General features: G+C 67.5%; 17 protein-coding genes. 7 read left to right on the forward strand and 10 right to left on the reverse strand.

Going from position 1 to position 16,239, the window contains the following annotated elements:
- Nucleotides 1–9: 9 nt before the first annotated feature.
- Both AB4Y68_RS03240 and AB4Y68_RS03245 read right to left on the reverse strand, forming a co-directional pair.
- Nucleotides 10–396 carry a VOC family protein gene (locus AB4Y68_RS03240; RefSeq protein WP_441454047.1) on the reverse strand — a complete coding sequence of 129 codons (387 nt, stop codon included), beginning with the start codon at nt 394–396 and terminating at the stop codon, nt 10–12.
- 81 nt (nt 397–477) lie between these two features.
- Nucleotides 478–1,584 carry an S-(hydroxymethyl)glutathione dehydrogenase/class III alcohol dehydrogenase gene (locus AB4Y68_RS03245; protein ID WP_441454048.1) on the reverse strand — a complete coding sequence of 369 codons (1,107 nt, stop codon included), beginning with the start codon at nt 1,582–1,584 and terminating at the stop codon, nt 478–480.
- Nucleotides 1,585–1,840: 256 nt separating this feature from the next.
- Between AB4Y68_RS03245 and AB4Y68_RS03250 the strand changes: the two genes are divergently transcribed.
- Nucleotides 1,841–2,551: an NAD-dependent deacylase gene (locus AB4Y68_RS03250; protein ID WP_441454050.1), complete on the forward strand. Its 711-nt coding sequence runs from the start codon at nt 1,841–1,843 to the stop codon at nt 2,549–2,551.
- 150 nt (nt 2,552–2,701) lie between these two features.
- Here the strand turns inward: AB4Y68_RS03250 and AB4Y68_RS03255 are convergent, their stop codons facing one another.
- From AB4Y68_RS03255 to AB4Y68_RS03270, 4 genes are all read right to left on the reverse strand, one after another.
- Complete coding sequence (locus AB4Y68_RS03255; RefSeq protein ID WP_441454052.1) at nt 2,702–3,025, reverse strand: YnfA family protein; 324 nt, start codon at nt 3,023–3,025, stop codon at nt 2,702–2,704.
- 166 nt (nt 3,026–3,191) lie between these two features.
- Nucleotides 3,192–3,497 (reverse strand): GIY-YIG nuclease family protein, encoded by a 306-nt coding sequence (locus AB4Y68_RS03260; protein ID WP_441454053.1) that lies wholly within the window; start codon nt 3,495–3,497, stop codon nt 3,192–3,194.
- A 157-nt stretch (nt 3,498–3,654) separates the two neighbouring features.
- Complete coding sequence (locus AB4Y68_RS03265; protein WP_441454055.1) at nt 3,655–4,440, reverse strand: RNA methyltransferase; 786 nt, start codon at nt 4,438–4,440, stop codon at nt 3,655–3,657.
- A gap of 285 nt (nt 4,441–4,725) precedes the next feature.
- Nucleotides 4,726–5,733, reverse strand: a complete 1,008-nt coding sequence (locus AB4Y68_RS03270) for a S1/P1 Nuclease (protein WP_441454057.1) — start codon at nt 5,731–5,733, stop codon at nt 4,726–4,728.
- Between the two features lie 408 nt (nt 5,734–6,141).
- Between AB4Y68_RS03270 and AB4Y68_RS03275 the strand changes: the two genes are divergently transcribed.
- Nucleotides 6,142–6,696, forward strand: a complete 555-nt coding sequence (locus AB4Y68_RS03275) for a 3D domain-containing protein (protein WP_441454059.1) — start codon at nt 6,142–6,144, stop codon at nt 6,694–6,696.
- 194 nt (nt 6,697–6,890) lie between these two features.
- Here AB4Y68_RS03275 and AB4Y68_RS03280 read toward each other — a convergent pair whose 3' ends face one another.
- Both AB4Y68_RS03280 and AB4Y68_RS03285 read right to left on the reverse strand, forming a co-directional pair.
- On the reverse strand, nt 6,891–7,229 hold the full coding sequence (locus AB4Y68_RS03280) for an Mpo1-like protein (RefSeq protein WP_441454061.1): 339 nt from the start codon (nt 7,227–7,229) through the stop codon (nt 6,891–6,893).
- Nucleotides 7,230–7,279: 50 nt separating this feature from the next.
- Nucleotides 7,280–9,235 carry a DEAD/DEAH box helicase gene (locus AB4Y68_RS03285; protein WP_441454063.1) on the reverse strand — a complete coding sequence of 652 codons (1,956 nt, stop codon included), beginning with the start codon at nt 9,233–9,235 and terminating at the stop codon, nt 7,280–7,282.
- 233 nt (nt 9,236–9,468) lie between these two features.
- On the opposite strand from AB4Y68_RS03285, the gene AB4Y68_RS03290 reads away from it, so the two are divergent.
- The 5 genes from AB4Y68_RS03290 (at nt 9,469) to AB4Y68_RS03310 (ending at nt 12,044) form a co-directional block, all read left to right on the forward strand.
- Complete coding sequence (locus tag AB4Y68_RS03290; RefSeq protein ID WP_441454065.1) at nt 9,469–9,684, forward strand: flagellar hook protein FlgE; 216 nt, start codon at nt 9,469–9,471, stop codon at nt 9,682–9,684.
- Nucleotides 9,685–9,764: 80 nt separating this feature from the next.
- The gene (locus AB4Y68_RS03295; RefSeq protein ID WP_441454067.1) at nt 9,765–10,514 is read left to right on the forward strand and encodes a YbhB/YbcL family Raf kinase inhibitor-like protein; all 750 of its coding nucleotides are present in this window, start codon (nt 9,765–9,767) and stop codon (nt 10,512–10,514) included.
- Nucleotides 10,515–10,619: 105 nt separating this feature from the next.
- The gene (locus AB4Y68_RS03300) at nt 10,620–11,060 is read left to right on the forward strand and encodes a VOC family protein (protein WP_441454069.1); all 441 of its coding nucleotides are present in this window, start codon (nt 10,620–10,622) and stop codon (nt 11,058–11,060) included.
- 3 nt (nt 11,061–11,063) lie between these two features.
- On the forward strand, nt 11,064–11,555 hold the full coding sequence (locus tag AB4Y68_RS03305; protein WP_441454070.1) for a VOC family protein: 492 nt from the start codon (nt 11,064–11,066) through the stop codon (nt 11,553–11,555).
- Nucleotides 11,556–11,696: 141 nt separating this feature from the next.
- Nucleotides 11,697–12,044, forward strand: coding sequence for a DUF1428 domain-containing protein (locus AB4Y68_RS03310; protein ID WP_441454072.1), 348 nt, complete (start codon nt 11,697–11,699; stop codon nt 12,042–12,044).
- A 269-nt stretch (nt 12,045–12,313) separates the two neighbouring features.
- Here the strand turns inward: AB4Y68_RS03310 and rpoD are convergent, their stop codons facing one another.
- Together rpoD and dnaG are read right to left on the reverse strand one after the other, a co-directional pair.
- The gene (gene rpoD, locus AB4Y68_RS03315; RefSeq protein ID WP_441454073.1) at nt 12,314–14,248 is read right to left on the reverse strand and encodes an RNA polymerase sigma factor RpoD; all 1,935 of its coding nucleotides are present in this window, start codon (nt 14,246–14,248) and stop codon (nt 12,314–12,316) included.
- Between the two features lie 71 nt (nt 14,249–14,319).
- A complete protein-coding gene (dnaG, locus tag AB4Y68_RS03320; protein WP_441454074.1) occupies nt 14,320–16,200 on the reverse strand; it encodes a DNA primase in 1,881 nt (626 codons plus the stop codon).
- Nucleotides 16,201–16,239 lie beyond the last annotated feature (39 nt).

A 16,239-nucleotide genomic window follows, 5' to 3' on the forward strand; every position in this document is an offset into this window, starting at 1 on the left:
TTTCAGTCCTCAGCCCGGCCGGTGAACGGCGCAGATCTTGTTGCCCGACGGATCGCGCAGATAGGCCAGGTGCATCTTGCCGAAGGGGGTGTCGCGCGGACCCGCCGGGTCCTCGATGGCCGTGCCGCCGGCCTCGACGCCGGCCTGGGCGAAGGCGACGACCGCCTCGGGGCTGGCCGCCGCGAAACCGATGGTGCCGCCGTTGGCGTGACAGGCGGCTTCACCATTGCGCGGCGTCACCACGCCCAGCATGCCCCGCGGCGTCATGTACCAGACGCCGGGCCGGGGCTGATCGCTGAACGTGCCCGGCTGGTGGCCCAGGGCGCCGAGCACCGCGTCATAGAATTTGTGCGACGCCTCGACGTCGTTGGCGCCCAGCGTGACGTGGGTGAACATGGTCTTCCTCCCAATGATGCGCCCGGCCGGTTCGCCGGGCGCCGCAACCTATGCCGACTAAGTTTCTTTTGGCAACGCTGTTTAGAAGACGATGACCGAACGGATGCTCTCGCCCGCGTGCATCAGGTCGAAGGCCTCGTTGATGCGTTCCAGCGGCAGGGTGTGGGTGATCATCGGGTCGATCTCGATCTTGCCGTCCATGTACCAGTCGACGATCTTGGGCGTGTCGGTGCGGCCGCGCGCGCCGCCGAAGGCCGAGCCCTTCCAGACGCGGCCGGTGACCAGCTGGAACGGACGGGTCGAGATCTCCTTGCCCGCCTCGGCCACGCCGATGACGATGCTCTCGCCCCAGCCGCGGTGGCAGGCTTCCAGCGCCTGACGCATGACCACGGTGTTGCCGGTGCAGTCAAAGGTGTAGTCGGCGCCGCCGTCGGTCAGCTCGACCAGACGCGCCACCACATCGGGCGTGTCCTTCGGGTTGACGAAGTGGGTCATGCCGAAGCGACGGCCCCATTCTTCCTTGTCGCCGTTGATGTCGACGCCGACGATCATGTCGGCCCCGACCAGCTTCAGGCCCTGGATGACGTTCAGGCCGATGCCGCCCAGGCCGAAGACCACGGCGTTGGCGCCCGGCTCGACCTTGGCCGTGTTGACCACGGCGCCCACGCCCGTCGTCACGCCGCAGCCGATGTAGCAGGCCTTGTCGAAGGGAGCGTCCTTGCGGATCTTGGCCACCGCGATCTCGGGCAGCACCGTGTAGTTCGAGAAGGTCGAGCAGCCCATGTAGTGGGCGATGGCCTGGCCCTTGTAGCTGAAGCGGCTGGTGCCGTCGGGCATCAGGCCCTTGCCCTGGGTGGCGCGGATCGAGGTGCAGAGGTTGGTCTTGCGGCTCAGGCACGACTTACACTGGCGGCATTCCGGCGTGTACAGCGGGATGACGTGGTCGCCGACGGCCAAGCTGGTCACGCCCGGCCCGACCTCGACCACCACGCCCGCGCCCTCGTGGCCCAGGATCGAGGGGAAGATGCCCTCCGAGTCCAGGCCGTCCAGCGTATAGGCGTCGGTGTGGCAGACCCCCGTCGCCTTGATCTCGATCAGCACCTCACCGGCGCGCGGGCCTTCCAGATCGACCTCGACGATCTCGAGCGGACGTTTGGCTTCGAACGCGACGGCGGCGCGGGTTTTCATGGGAGCAGTCCTTGGTCTCTTCAGTCTCTTCCCTTCTCCCCTTGCGGGCGAAGGTGGCGGCCGCAGGCCGACGGATGAGGGGTCGCACCGGCGGCGACCAGTTTCAACCCCGCAAACGGCCACGGCCCGCAAGACCCCTCATCCGACCCGCTGCGCGGGCCACCTTCTCCCGCAAGGGAAGAAGGATTTAGCGCGCTAACGCCTTCGGCTGCTTGAGCGCCTTCTCCCGCAGGGGGAGAAGGGCTTAACTGCGGCCATGACCCACAAGAACCTTGTCATCCTGACCGGCGCCGGCGTTTCGGCCGAGAGCGGCGTGCCGACCTTCCGCGCCTCCGACGGCCTGTGGTGCGGCCATCGCATCGAGGCGGTGGCGACGCCCGAGGGGTTCGCGGCCAACCCGGCCCAGGTGCAGGACTTCTACAACCAGCGCCGCCGTCAGTTGGCCGAGGTCCGGCCCAACGCCGCGCACCGGGCCCTGGCCGATCTGGCGGCGCGCTGGGACGGCGACCTGCTGCTGGTGACGCAGAACGTCGACGATCTGCACGACCGGGCGCACGCCAAGACGCCGCCCGCCTCCGGGTTCGAGCTGATCCATATGCACGGCGAACTGCTCAAGGCGCGCTGCACCGCGTCGGGCGCCGTGTGCGACTGGACGGGTGATCTGGAGGCGGAGCACGTCTCGCCGCATCACCCGCAGGGGGTCTTGCGGCCGCACATCGTCTGGTTCGGAGAGATCCCGCTTCAGATGGAGCGGATCGAGGCGGCGCTATCCGATTGCGACCTGTTCGTCTCCATCGGCACCTCGGGCGCGGTCTATCCGGCGGCGGGCTTCGTGCAGTCGGCGCGGATGGCCGGGGCGCGGACGGTCGAGATCAATCTGGAGCCGACGCAAGGCGCCCGCCTGTTCGACGAGGGCCTCTATGGCCCCGCCACCGAGGCCGTGCCCGCCTTCTTCGACGCGCTTTAGCTTCTCACCTCCTTCAAGTCGTCACCCTCGGGCCTGTCCCGAGGGTCCAGAGACTCCAGGCCCATCATTCGGACACCAGCGCTTCAATCGTCTGTCGCAGCGTTTCTGGATCCTCGGCACGAGGCCGAGGATGACGAAAAGGGGACGGCGCTAACCGCGCGGCCCGAACAGGATGACCCCCGCCCCGATCAGGCAGACCGCCCCCCCGATCAGGTCCCAGCGGTCGGGCGTCGTCTTCTCGACCAACGCCATCCACGCCAGCGAGGCGCAGATATAGACCCCGCCATAGGCCGCGAACGCCCGCCCCGCCGTCTCGGCCGAAACCAGGGTCAGCAGCCAGGCGAAGACGATCAGGCTGACCACGCCCGGGACCAGCCACCACGGCGACCGATCCAGCTTCAGCCAGGCCCAGAAGGCGAAGCACCCGCCGATCTCGGCCAGCGCGGCCAGGGGGTAGACCAGAACCGTCTTCATACATTCACTCCGTCATTCCGGGGCGGCGCAGCCGAACCCGGAACCCAGGCTGTTCAACACGCGGGGCGGCGACAGGACAAGGCGGTGATGCTTCCAGCGCCTGGATCCCGGGTTCGCTGCGCGCCCCGGGATGACGGCAATGGAGCCGGAGTGACGGCATGAAAGCTCAGCCATACCAATCCGCCGCCAGGTCCTCCCAGGCCGGATTGGCGCCCTCGATCAGCGCCAGCTTCCATTCCCGCCGCCATTTCTTGATCTGTTTCTCGCGGGCGATGGTTTCGGTCATGCCGAGGTGCGGCTCGAACCAGACCAACCCCTTGCAGCCGTGGTCGTCGGTGAAGCCCTTGAACGTCCCCAGCTTGTGCTTCCACACCCGGGCGTGAAGGTCGCTGGTGACGCCCGTATAGATCGTCCCGTTGCGGCGGCTGGCCATGATGTAGACGGCGATGATCGCGTCCGGATTTCGCACCATGCCCACCCCGTGCCGTCGTTCCGGGGCGTGAAGCGAACGCGGAACCCAGGCCATTCAGCACGCGCGGTGACGACAGGACAAGGCGGTGACGCATCCAGCGTCTGGGTCCCTGGGTTCGGCTGCGCCGCCCCGAGGATGACGGCAGAGGAGGAGCGCTCTACTCGTCCTTCTTCGCTTCCGCCGCGCGCTTTTCCGCCAGCTTGGCCAGCACCCGACCCCGGCCCTTGGCCAGGGCGTGGATGGCGCCGCGCATGGTGGCGACTTCCTGCTCGGTGAAGGCGGCGCGGCCCAGCATGACGCGCAGGTTCTGGCTCATCGACGGCTTCTTCTCGGGCGGATGGAAGAAGCCGCCAGCGTCCAGTTCCGCCTCGAAATGCTCGTACATGCCGACCAGCAGTTCGTTCGACGCGGGCGGCTCGCCCTCGCGGAAGCGCGGCGGCGGGGCGTCGAGGATCAGGGTGCGCCACTCATAGGCGTTGATGGCCACGGCCTGGGCCAGGTTCAGCGAATGGTGCCGGGGGTCAATGGGGATGGTGGTGATCCCGGCGCACAGGGCGATGTCGGTGGTCTCCAGCCCGGCGCGCTCGCCGCCGAACAGCAGGCCGGTCTTCAACCCCGAGGCCGTGTCGTCATAGAGGATGCGGGCGCTCTCGCGCGGGGTGCGCACCGACTGGCGCGTCTCACGCGGGCGGGCGGTGGTGGCGAAGACGGTGTTCAGGTCGTGCACCGCCTCGGCCACGCTGTCGAAGACCTTCACGCCCTCCAGCACCCAGTCGGCGCCCGAGGCCGTGGCCCAGGCGCGTTCCTGGGGCCAGCCGTCGCGCGGCGTGACCAGCCGCAGTTCCGACAGGCCGAAATTGGCCATGACGCGGGCGACCGCGCCGATGTTCTCGGCCATCTGGGACTTGTCGAGGATGACGACGGGGGGCGTGAGTTCAGTCATGGGGCGCTGCATAGTCCTTCTCCTCTTGCGGGAGAAGGCGCTCAAGCAGCCGCAGGCGTTAGCGCTCCAAGAATCCTTCTCCCCTTGCGGGAGAAGGCGCTCAAGCAGCCCGAAGGGCGTTAGCGCCCTACGAATCCTTCTCCCCCTGCGGGAGAAGGTGGCTGGCGAAGCCAGACGGATGAGGGGTCGCGCCGCCGCAGACCGCCTCATCCGTTTTGAGCGTTGAGAAACCCCTAATCCGAGCCCTTCGGGCCCACCTTCTCCCGCAAGGGGAGAAGGAAAGATTTAGTCCTCGCCGATCATCGAGATCCACGGGTCGGCCGTGCCGGCCTCGACCTCCGCCACCTTGACGGCGGGCCAGCCGACGGAAGCCGAGCCGCTTTCGCGCCAGCACAGGATGATCAGGTCGCGCAGTTCCGAGGCGCCCGCCGCCAGACGCTCGGTCACGAAGGCCGCGCCGCGCGGATCGGCGCCGTTGAACCCGCCCGCCTTCTCCAGACGATAGAAGGGAATGACCGTGCCCAGCGTCGTCTTCAGATAGCCGGTCGTGCGGGCGCGCAGGTCGAGGCCGGCGAGCTGCGGCTGGGTCATCGCCGCCTCGATCATGTCCAGACGCGCGACGCGCGAGGCGAACTCGCCCTCGAACAGGCCGTGGGTGCGACGCGAATTGGTGAAGCCTTCCGGGTTCGGATAATCGCCCCAGCCGTTGAAGTGGATCGACAGGTGGTGCGGCTGCGAGCCGTCGCCGACGTAGTGGGCCAGAACGCCGATGTCGCGCAGGATCAGGGCTTCGCGGCGTTCGCGGTCGGCGCGGTACCAGGCCTTCTTGCCGGGATCCGTCTCGCGCGCCTCGGCCGCGTTCAGCACGCGCCAGTAGGCGAAGTCGCGGCCCAGGTTCTGGTAGGCGTCCATCATGGCGTAGGGCAGGTAGCCGGCGTCGTTGACGCTGAGGCCCGCCGTCGTCAGCGCGGCGTCGAATTCGGACTTGAGACGCGGCAGGGTGTCGATGGACGGCCCCTTGGCGTTCATGGTGAAGCCGTTGTCGTCCAGATCGATGAAGTGGGCGGTGTCGCGCTCGCGGTCGTGCGGCTGGCCGGCGCCCTTCCAGCGATCAGGCTCGCGCGCCAGTTCGCCGACGTCGGCGATCGAGGCGGGGGTCTTGAGGAAGGCAGGCAGGTCGTCGCTCAAGGCCCGCATGGCGGCGACGCCGATCAGACGGTGGCCGGTGTTGCCCCAGGCGCCGACGTTCATGGCGGGGGCCGAAACCAGCAACAGGGCGGCGGCGGCGATCATCAGGCGCTTCATGGGACACCGGCGAAAAAGGAAAGGGAAACGACGCCTTAGCCCATCTGCGCCGCCGCCTCCAGTCAAGGCGAACTTCGTCTCTTGCGTCGTCGCTAAGCTGGTTTCTCCGGACCCGAGCGAGCATTTCTTGGAAATAAAGTGTTACGCGAGCCGATTAAGGTGTTAACCGAACAGATCATCCCAACAGTATAGAAGTCATATCGCCTGAATATTGATTTCGTTGCTGCCACATATGCTGTGACATTTGCACGATATGCTCATCAACATGGGGGATAATCGAACGATGATCGTGACGTGGGGTCGCACCTGATCTCATTTGCCACGTTTTTGCCACAATTTACGGCCAAAAACCCCGCGCCGGATCGTGTCGGGACCGGTGCTTCCTGAGTTTGTTCGATGCTGAACACAGCCGCCGCGCTTGCCATGTTCTGGGCTATGGCCTTCTCCGGTTCCGGAGAGCCTGCGTCCTATGAAGCCGTCGTCGCTGTCGACACGGCTGCAATGGAAACCGCCACGACGGCTGAAAGTTCCATCGATGCGACCGCCCTCTCCGCCGAACAGGCCGAGCTGATGGCGGGCGATCCCGACTGGCGCGCCTCGGCCCGCCTCTATCACGCCGGCGGCGGCGGCGCCTCGGGCAACGACTCGCTCGGCTGCCGTCCAGTGCCGATGCGCACCGTCGCCGTCGACCCCCGCGTCATTCCTCGTCGCACCAAGCTGTTCATCCGCGAAACGGTCGGCATGCGCCTGGCCAACGGCGAAGTCCACGACGGCTACTGGTACGCCTCGGACACCGGCGGCGCGATCAAGGGCTCCAAGATCGACCTCTTCACCGGCAACGGAAAAGGCTCGATGCAGCAGGCCCAGCGCCTGAACATGAAGACCCTGACCATCGCCGACGCCGGCGACTTCGACGGCTGCCCCCCGGCCTGGGAAACGGCCTCGAACTAAGGGCCCCTCGCCCCACCGACAAAAAAGGCGACCGGAGCGATCCGGTCGCCTTTTTGTTTTCTCCCCCCCCATTCCATGGGGAGGTGGATCGGAGGCGCAGCCGTCGAGACGGAGGGGCTTCCGGCGCATGGCGCGACCGAGCCCCTCCACCGCTACGCGGTCCCCCTCCCCACTCCGTGGGGAGGAAAAAGGATTCAGAACCGCCGTTTGCCGCTGACCGTCTCGAAGAACAGACGGAAGTCGCCCATCAGGCTCCACAGCGGATATCTGAAGGTCGCCGGCCGGTTCTTCTCGAAGAAGAAATGCCCCACCCAGGCGAAGCCGTAGCCGACCAGCGGCATGGCCAGCAGCCACCAGGCGTTGCGCGTGACGCAGAAGGCCAGGAAGGCGGTGATCACCAGCCCGGTCCCGACCACATGGATGCGGCGGCAGGTCCGGTTCGAATGTTCGTGGATGTAGTAAGGGTAAAACGCGGAAAAGGAGGCGTATCGCCCCCTGGTGTCGCGTCCAGCCTGGGGTTCGCGTGCGGTCATTGCCGCAGCCTGCCCCCGGACGGCGCCGGGGGCAAGTCAGCGATCAGCGATCAGTCGAAGCGCTTGCCGGGCTTGCCGGCCTTGTGGAACGGCTTGGCGCCGGCCGGCTTGCCAGCAGGCTTGAAGCCCGGCTTCGAAGCGAAGGGCTTCTTGGCATAGGGCTTGTCGCCGTCAGCGCGCGGGGCGCTGCGCTCAGCGTCGGTGCGCGGGGCGTAGGGCTTCTTCTTGAAGTCCGGGCGCGGGCCGTCGCCGGTGCGCTCGTCGCGGTTGAAGGGCTTCTTGGCGAAGGGCGGACGGGCCGGGCGATCGCCGCCCCGCTCGTCATCGCGCTTCTTGAAGGGCTTCTTGAAGCCGCCGCCGCCGCCCGGCGTCGGGGCTTCCGACGGGGTGATGGTGACGTCGTCGCGCGGGCTGTTCTTCAGGGCGTCGCGGAACAGGCCTTCGTGGGTCTTGGCGATCTCGAAGCGGGTCTCGTCCGGGAAGGTCCGGATGGCGCCGATTTCCTTCTTGGTGATGTGACCGACGCGGCAGATCAGCGGGATCAGCCATTTCGGGTCGGCGTTCTTGTTGCGGCCCACATCCATGCGGAACCAGACGACTTCGTCGGCCTGCAGGCGGTCGCCCGGCCACGGCGTCGCGGCGAAGTCCTCGCCGCCGCCGGCCGCGCCGCGCTCGCGGGCGCGCGGCTGATGGATCGCGCCCGGATCGAGCAGTTCTTCCGGCGCCGGCAGGTCCTTCTTGATCACGCGGATCAGGGCGGCGGCGATTTCGTCGGCGGTGCGCTCGCTCATCAGGCGGCGCGCCAGGACCATGTCCTCTTCGCTCACGTCCTGTTCGAAGATGTCGCCGCCCAGCAGGCGGGTCTCATCCTTGGCCAGGATCTCGTCGGCGGTCGGAGCGCCGGCCCAGGTCGCGTCGACCCCGGCCGAGTTCAGCAGCATTTCAGCCTTGCGGCGGCGCGTGTGCGGCACCAGCAGGATCGAGACGCCCTTCTTGCCCGCGCGGCCGGTACGGCCCGAGCGGTGCAGCATGGTCGCCTTGTTGATCGGCAGTTCGGCGTGGATCACCAGACCCAGGTCGGGCAGGTCCAGACCGCGCGCGGCCACGTCGGTGGCGACGCAGACGCGGGCGCGGCCGTCACGCAGGGCCTGCAGGGCGTCGGTGCGCTCGCGCTGGCCCATTTCGCCGGACAGGGACACGGTCGAGAAGCCGCGCTCCAGCAGCGACGACTGCAGGTGACGCACGCTGTCGCGGGTCGAGCAGAAGACCAGGGCGCCGGGCGCCTCGTAGAAGCGCAGCACGTTGACGACGGCGTGCTCGATCTCGTTCGGGGCGATGCGCAGGGCGCGGTATTCGATGTCGCTGTGCGGGGCGCTGCGGTCGACGGTGTCGATGCGCACGGCGTCGCGCTGATAACGCTTGGCCAGCATGGCGATGTCGCGGGCGATGGTGGCCGAAAACAGCAGGGTGCGGCGCTCGGGCGGCGACTGCTCCAGGATGTATTCCAGGTCCTCGCGGAAGCCCATGTCGAGCATCTCGTCGGCCTCGTCGAGCACCAGCACCTTCAGCGCCGACAGGTCGAGGTTGCCGCGATCGATGTGGTCCTTCAGGCGGCCGGGCGTGCCGACCACGATGTGGATGCCGAAGTTCAGCGCGCGAGCTTCCTTGCGGGCGTCCATGCCGCCGACGCAGGTGGTGATCTTGGCGCCCGACTGGCCGTACAGCCATTCCAGCTCGGCCGAGACCTGCAGCGCCAGTTCGCGCGTCGGCGCGATGGCCAGCATCAGCGGCGCGTCAGCGGGACCGAAGCTTTCGTTTTCGCCCAGCAGGGTCGTGGCCGCGGCCAGACCAAAGGCCACCGTCTTGCCTGATCCGGTCTGGGCCGAGACCAGCATGTCGGCCTCGCCGTGCCCATCCAGAACCGCCGCCTGGACCGGCGTGGGCTCAGCGTAGCCCTTGTTGACGAGAGCGCGGTCTAGCGCGGGGTGGATCGCGGGAAAGGGCATATACGACCTGAAAAAGAGCAAGGCGGCCGCAAAACGACCGCGCCCGGCCAAGGCAAACAGCCGGCCGGGCGATGAGGAGGCCCGACTTATACACCAATATTGGCCCCGATGGGGCGTGTTTCCGGAAAAAGACCGCCGTTCACCACGCTTGTTCAGGCGCCGTTGACCTCAAAGCCACGATCCTGACCGTCGCCAAGGCCCCATTCGCGCCCGGAGGCCGCCCGGAGACTCTCATGACGATCCCGCCCCTGAGCATCGCCGCCGCCGGAATGCAGAACGCCGCCGCTCGCTTCGAGGCCAGCGCCCGCCGCACGGCCTCGGGCTCGCTGGACAATCTGGCGGTCGAAGCCGTCGAACAGATCCGCGCCAAGCACGACTTCTCGGCCAACGCCTCCGTCGCCCGCACGGCGGACGACATGACGGGAACCCTGCTGGACGTGCTGGTCTGACCGAGCCGGCCTGAACGGCGGCGGAGAACAATCGCCGCCCGGGCGCGTTTCCTCCATGCCGCCTCGCATGGAGATCGCACATGGCCCAGTCGCATCCCGGCCCTTCGGGTCACTCGATCACCTTCATGAAGGTCCAGCCCTATCAGGGCGGCGCCTTGGTGCTGACCTCGGACGCCGTCGACATCGACGGCTGGCTCAGCGCTGAATACAGCGCGGCGGGCGACGCGACCTCGCCGCCCCTGGCCTGGAGCGGAATGCTGGAGGCCGAGACCTACGCCCTGATCGTCGAGGACCCCGACGCCCCGCGCGAAGACCCGGCGGTGCACTGGATGGTGTGGAACATCCCCGGCGAGCTCAACGCCCTGCCCGCCCATGTCGAGCCCGGGCCGCATCCGTCGTCCGTGCCGGGCGCCGTCCAGGGCCGCAACCTGCGGGGCGAGCACGATTGGCTGGGCATGGCCCCGCCGCCGGGACACGGACCGCACCACTATCATTTCCAGCTGTTCGCCCTGGACCGCCGCCTCGACCTGCCGCCCGAGACGCCGCTTTCCACGCTGGTCAACGTGCTGAAGGGCTGCGCCATCGCCAAGGGCGAACTGGTGGGCCGCTACCAGGCCAGCGGCGGCGTCGGCGACGCCCCCTCGCCCGCCCGCACCGGCTCCTACGGCGTCGATCCGGCCACGGACCACGCCTCGCGGGCTGAGATCGCGGCGGGACGCGGCCCTTTGGACTCCGGCGACATCGACCGCCACGCCCCGCACGACGCCGAGGGCGTGACGCGCCCGCGCGGCGGCGAACCGCCCGATCCCAAACGCCCGTTCCGGCTCTAGCTCCCGGCGTCAGCCCTGTGTGCGGTCGCCCTAGGAGGCTTGCCTTGGCCGGCGGCCCGCCACACAACGACAGGACCGCGTTACGCCAATCCCGGGAGGACCGCCATGAAGATGATTTTCATCAACCTGCCCGTCGCCGACCTGCCCCGCTCCGTCGCCTTCTATGAAGCCGTGGGCGCGACGAAAAACCCCCTGTTCTCGGACGAGACCGCCGCCTGCCTGGTGTTCTCGGACACCATCCACGCCATGCTGCTGACCCACGAGAAGTTCTCCAGCTTCACCGACCGCGCCATTCCCGACGCGCACAAGACCGCCCAGGTGCTGATCTGCGTGTCCGAGGACAGCCGCGAGGCGGTGGACGCCGTGGTCGAACGCGCCGCCAAAGCGGGCGGTCAGGCCGATCCCAACGCCACTCAGGACTACGGCTTCATGTACGGCCGCAGCTACGCCGACCCGGACGGCCACATCTGGGAAGTCATGTGGATGGACCCGGAGGCCGCGGCCCAGGGCCCCGAGGCCTTTAGCGCCCAGATGGGAGGCGGTTGAGCCATGGCCGACAAGATCATTCCCTGCATCTGGTACGACCTGGGCCAGGCGAAGAAGGCGGCCGAATTCTACGTCTCGCTGGGCCTGCCCGACAGCCGTATCGACCGCGTCGTCGCCAGCCCCTCGGACAACCCCTCATCCCCTGCGGGGGCCGAACTGGTGGTCGACTTCACCTTGGCGGGAAGGCGCTATGTGGGCCTGAACGGCGGGCCGATCTTCCCGCAGACCGAAGCCGTCTCCTTCATGATCATGACCGATGATCAGGCCGAGACCGACCGCCTGTGGGACGCCATCGTCGGCAATGGCGGTCAGGAAAGCCAGTGTGGCTGGTGCAAGGATCGCTGGGGCGTCAACTGGCAGATCACCCCGCGCCGCCTGATGGCCTTCTACGACGACCCCAACCCCGCCCGCGCCAAGGCCGCCTTCGAGGCCATGATGACGATGAAGAAGATCAATATCGCGGCCCTGGAAGCCGCTGCTGACAAGATTGCGTAGCCGACGAAGCTAAGCCGCCTGACCTGTCGCTTTCGACCAAGACACGTTCCGCCGCCCATCCCGACTATCCACCCCCGCCCCTCAAGCAGCGAGCCGCCGCGCGGCGAGCGATAGGGGCCAACCTCCGAAGGAGAAACCAAGATGAGCTATGTCACTGGCTTCCTGACCCCGGTGAAGACCGAAAACAAGGAGCGCTATATCGAGTCCGCCCGTAAGGCCTGGCCGCTGTTCAAGGGCTACGGCGCCCTGTCCCATGTCGAAAACTGGGGCGTCGACGTGCCGGAGGGCAAGGTCACCAGCTTCCCCATGGCGGTGAAGCGCGAGGACGGCGAGGTCGTGGTCTTCTCCTGGCTGACCTGGCCGGACAAGAAGACCGCCGACGACGCCTGGGCCAAGATGGAGAAGGACCCCGCCTTCGCCGACATGGACATGCCCTTCGACGGCAAGCGCATGATGTGGGGCGGCTTCGAGACGGTGTTCCAGAACTGAGCCCCCTCAATCCTCCCCTGCGAAGCGGGGGAGGAGGCCTCTTGTTTCCGTCATCCTCCGGCGAGCGTAGCGAGACCGGGGGACCCAGCGGCGCCGAAGGCGATCTTCACCCCAGGCGTCGCGCGTGGAGTTTTCGCCCTCGCGGGCGCCGCTGGGTTCCCCGGTCGGCGCCGCTGCGCGGCTTGCCGGAGAATGACGAAAGAAAAACCTGCGGATCACCAAAACGAAAAAAGGGCGGCTCTTGCGAGCCGCCCTTTGTTGTTCGTGGATCAGCTGTCCAGGAAGGACCGCAGTTTCCGCGACCGCGACGGATGCTTCAGCTTGCGCAGGGCCTTGGCCTCGATCTGACGGATGCGTTCGCGGGTCACGCTGAACTGCTGGCCGACTTCTTCCAGGGTGTGGTCGGTGTTCATGCCGATGCCGAAACGCATCCGCAGGACCCGCTCCTCACGCGGGGTCAGCGAGGCCAGCACGCGGGTCGTGGTTTCGCGCAGGTTCGACTGGATCGCGGCGTCGATCGGCAGGATGGCGTTCTTGTCCTCGATGAAGTCGCCCAGGTGCGAGTCTTCCTCGTCGCCGATGGGGGTTTCCAGCGAGATCGGCTCCTTGGCGATCTTCAGGACCTTGCGCACCTTCTCCAGCGGCATGGCCAGCTTTTCGGCCAGCTCTTCCGGGGTCGGCTCGCGGCCGATCTCGTGCAGCATCTGGCGGCTGGTGCGGACGATCTTGTTGATCGTCTCGATCATGTGCACCGGGATGCGGATGGTCCGCGCCTGGTCCGCGATCGAGCGGGTGATGGCCTGACGGATCCACCAGGTGGCGTAGGTCGAGAACTTGTAGCCGCGGCGGTACTCGAACTTGTCGACCGCCTTCATCAGACCGATGTTGCCCTCCTGGATCAGGTCCAGGAACTGCAGGCCGCGGTTGGTGTATTTCTTGGCGATGGAGATGACGAGGCGCAGGTTGGCCTCGACCATTTCCTTCTTGGCCTGACGGGCTTCGCGCTCGCCCTTCTGGACCGTCTGGACGATGCGGCGATAGTCGTCGATCGGCAGGCCGGCCTCGGTCGCCACGGCAGCGACGTCGCCGCGGATCTGGGCGATCTGGGCCGCTTCATTGTCGCTGAACTTGGTCCAGCGCACGCCCATTTCCTTGACGCGTTCCGACCAGTTCGGGTCCAACTCCGAGCCGAAGTAGGCCTTGAGGAATTCGGGACGCGAAATGCCGTAGCTGTCGGCCAGGCGCAGCAGACGGCCTTCCAGGCCGATCAGGCGCTTGTTGATCGCGTAAAGCTGCTCGACCAGGGCCTCGATGCGGTTGTTGTTCAGCTTCATCGTCTTCAGACGATCCGAGATCGTCCGCGTCAGGGTCTCATAGGACTTGTGGTCCTTGGCGCTGAGCACCTCGCCCTTCAGACGGGCCTCGACCAGCTTGTCCTGCAGCTTGCGGAAGCCGCCGAAGTCGGCCGCGATCGCGTCCAGCACTTCCATGACGCCGTCGCGCAGCTCGGCTTCCAGCGCCGAGATCGACATGCCGCCGCCGTCGTCGAAGTCATCCTCGTCGTCATCCTCGCCTTCGCCCTCGGGCTTCTCGGCGCCGGGCGCGGGGGCCTCGCCGGCCGGGGGCTGGTTGTGCGGCAGGGACGAGGGATTGAGGATGCCGTAGGTGGCGTCCAGGTCGATCACTTCGCGCAGCAGGATGCGGTTGTTGGCCAGTTCCTCGCGCCAGACCATGATGGCCTCGAAGGTCAGGGCGCTTTCGCACAGACCCGAGATCATGGCGTCGCGGCCGGCTTCGATCCGCTTGGCGATGGCGATTTCGCCCTCGCGGCTCAGCAGTTCGACCGAACCCATTTCGCGCAGATACATGCGCACGGGGTCGTCGGTGCGGTCATAGGCGGCCTTGGCCGGGGCCTCGGCGACCGAGGTCTCGGCGGCGGCGGCCACTTCGGTGCCCTGCGCGTCGGCGGCGTCTTCCTCGGCCTCGACGACGTTGACGCCCATCTCCGACAGCATGGCCAGGGTGTCTTCGATGGCGTCCGGCGTCACTTCTTCGCTGGGGAGGACCTTGTTCAGCTCCTCCATCGTGACATAGCCGCGCGCCTTGGCCTGCTTGATGAATTTCTTGACGCCGGCGTCCGTCAGATCGAGCAGGGGCCCGTCGGAATTGGCTTCGGTATCCTGCGTCTCGGTCTGCGCGCTCATTCAGTCTGTCTCCGGCCAGCAGGGGTGATCAGGCCCCCTGGCAAAAATACAACGCCCGACAAGTTCGTTGGTTACGAACCTTCGGCGTCTTCCCAAATCGTTCCGGTCTTGATGGCCCGTCGCAAAGCATCGCGCTCGGCTTTCACCAGGGTGAAGGCCGAGTTGTCGAACGCCTTGTGGGCCTCCGACTTTGCTGACGCCAGCGCCTGCTCCAACGCCGCTACGCGGGTCAGAGCGTCGAACGCCTGCGACCACCGGGCCCTCGCCTCGCCGAGGGGCTTGTCTGCAGCCAGGAATGGCGCGCCGGACTTTGCCGCCGCCTTCTCGACCTCGTGCATCAAGGCATCATGACCCGAGTGGGCCAGATGGCGTCGGATCGCGGCAGAGTCAAGGCTCTGGCCCGAAAACCGCAACCGAACCAGTTCCTGCGCCAGTCCGTCCAGCGCCGGATCGCCGAATCCGTGCCGGGCGAGGGCCTCCAGATGATCGTCCATCCGCTCGGGATCCTCGACCGCGCCGTGGGCCAGGGCGGCCGCCACCGGCTCGATGGAGCGGAACAGAGCCTGCATGGCCTGAGCGCCCTCGCTCGTCTGGCCCAGCTTGGGCGGCGGACCCCGCCAGCGCCCGCCGGGACCGCCCTGCTGCGACCTCTGCTGCTGTTGCTGTGGCTGCTGCCGCGGGAACAGGGCGTCGAAGCGGTCGAACAGATCGCGGCGGTATTGTTCGGCCAGGTCCTTGTCCTGAATGGCGCCGGCCGCCTGACGCAGCCGCCCCTTCAGCCCCGCCTTGCGTTCGGGCGTGTCCAGCGGCTCGGCCTCGGCCTCGCGGCGGAACAGAACCTCGACGAAGGGCCGGGTGTCGCTCAGCGCGTGGCGCAGCGCCGGCGCCCCCTTGTCGCGCAGGATGTCGTCCGGGTCCTGGCCCGCGTCCAGCAGGGCGAAGCGGAAGGACCGCCCCGACTTCAGCAAGGGCAGCGACCGCTCGATCGAGCGGTAGGCCGCCCGCAGCCCCGCCGCGTCCCCGTCAAAGCACAGCACCGGCTCGGCCGAGACCCGCCACAGCCGCTCCATCTGTTCCTCGGTCAGGGCCGTGCCCATGGGCGCCACGGCCGGCAGGCCCGCGCGCTGGCAGGCGATGACGTCCATATAGCCTTCGACGACGATGATCCCCTGCTCGCCGCGGCTCTCGGCCCCCAGTATCCGCCGCGCCTCGGGCAGGCCGTAGAGGGTGGCGCCCTTGTGAAACAGCGGGCTTTCCGGCCCGTTCAGATACTTGGCCCGGTCGTCGGGGTTCATGGCCCGGCCGCCGAAGCTGACGATCCGCCCGCGCGCGTCCAGGATGGGGAACATCAGCCGGTCGCGGAACCGGTCATAGGGCTGGCCGCCGCTTTCCGGCGAGATCAGCATCCCGGCCTCGACCAGATCGCCCGGCCGCGCGCCGCGCTGGACCAGAGCCGCCTTCAGCCCCTCGCGGTCGTTGGGGGCATAGCCCAGGCCGAAGCGCTCCCACTGATCCTCGGGCAGGCCGCGCTTTTCCAGATATTCGCGCGCCGCCTTGCCGACCGAGCGGCGCAGATTGGCGGCGAACCATTTCTGGGCCAGGTCCATCCAGTCGGTCAGGCCCTGCTTCTTCGCCTCGCGCTCGGCCGCCTGCGGGTCCTCGGCGGGCAGTTGCATCCCCGCCTCGCCCGCCAGCCGCTGCACCGCCTCGACGAAGCTGAGCCGCTCGGTCTCCTGCAGGAAGCTGATGATGTCGCCGTGCTTGCCAGATGAGAAGTCGTGGAAGAAGCCCTTGTCGTCGTTGACGAAAAACGACGGCGACCGCTCCTTCGAGAAGGGGCTGAGGCCCACATACTCGCGTCCCTGGCGCTTGAGCTTCACCGTCCGCCCGATCACGTCGGACGGCCGAAGGCGCGCCTTCAGTTCTTCAAGGAAACGGTCATCGAAACGCACGCCCCATCCTTAGCCTCCGCCGAGGCGTGACGCGAGGGG

The sequence above is a fragment of the Brevundimonas sp. 2YAF1 genome, from assembly GCF_052114745.1.
Classification (GTDB): domain Bacteria; phylum Pseudomonadota; class Alphaproteobacteria; order Caulobacterales; family Caulobacteraceae; genus Brevundimonas.

Excerpts from the sequence above, each read along its gene's own strand:
- AB4Y68_RS03280 (WP_441454061.1), bottom strand. The coding sequence starts at position 7,229 with ATGACCGCACGCGAACCCCAGGCTGGACGCGACACCAGGGGGCGATAC.
- AB4Y68_RS03265 (WP_441454055.1), bottom strand. The coding sequence starts at position 4,440 with ATGACTGAACTCACGCCCCCCGTCGTCATCCTCGACAAGTCCCAGATG.
- AB4Y68_RS03290 (WP_441454065.1), top strand. The coding sequence starts at position 9,469 with ATGACGATCCCGCCCCTGAGCATCGCCGCCGCCGGAATGCAGAACGCC.
- AB4Y68_RS03270 (WP_441454057.1), bottom strand. The coding sequence starts at position 5,733 with ATGATCGCCGCCGCCGCCCTGTTGCTGGTTTCGGCCCCCGCCATGAAC.
- AB4Y68_RS03250 (WP_441454050.1), top strand. The coding sequence starts at position 1,841 with ATGACCCACAAGAACCTTGTCATCCTGACCGGCGCCGGCGTTTCGGCC.
- AB4Y68_RS03305 (WP_441454070.1), top strand. The coding sequence starts at position 11,064 with ATGGCCGACAAGATCATTCCCTGCATCTGGTACGACCTGGGCCAGGCG.
- AB4Y68_RS03300 (WP_441454069.1), top strand. The coding sequence starts at position 10,620 with ATGAAGATGATTTTCATCAACCTGCCCGTCGCCGACCTGCCCCGCTCC.
- AB4Y68_RS03245 (WP_441454048.1), bottom strand. The coding sequence starts at position 1,584 with ATGAAAACCCGCGCCGCCGTCGCGTTCGAAGCCAAACGTCCGCTCGAG.
- rpoD (WP_441454073.1), bottom strand. The coding sequence starts at position 14,248 with ATGAGCGCGCAGACCGAGACGCAGGATACCGAAGCCAATTCCGACGGG.
- AB4Y68_RS03240 (WP_441454047.1), bottom strand. The coding sequence starts at position 396 with ATGTTCACCCACGTCACGCTGGGCGCCAACGACGTCGAGGCGTCGCAC.
- AB4Y68_RS03275 (WP_441454059.1), top strand. The coding sequence starts at position 6,142 with ATGCTGAACACAGCCGCCGCGCTTGCCATGTTCTGGGCTATGGCCTTC.
- AB4Y68_RS03295 (WP_441454067.1), top strand. The coding sequence starts at position 9,765 with ATGGCCCAGTCGCATCCCGGCCCTTCGGGTCACTCGATCACCTTCATG.
- AB4Y68_RS03260 (WP_441454053.1), bottom strand. The coding sequence starts at position 3,497 with ATGGTGCGAAATCCGGACGCGATCATCGCCGTCTACATCATGGCCAGC.
- AB4Y68_RS03310 (WP_441454072.1), top strand. The coding sequence starts at position 11,697 with ATGAGCTATGTCACTGGCTTCCTGACCCCGGTGAAGACCGAAAACAAG.
- AB4Y68_RS03255 (WP_441454052.1), bottom strand. The coding sequence starts at position 3,025 with ATGAAGACGGTTCTGGTCTACCCCCTGGCCGCGCTGGCCGAGATCGGC.
- AB4Y68_RS03285 (WP_441454063.1), bottom strand. The coding sequence starts at position 9,235 with ATGCCCTTTCCCGCGATCCACCCCGCGCTAGACCGCGCTCTCGTCAAC.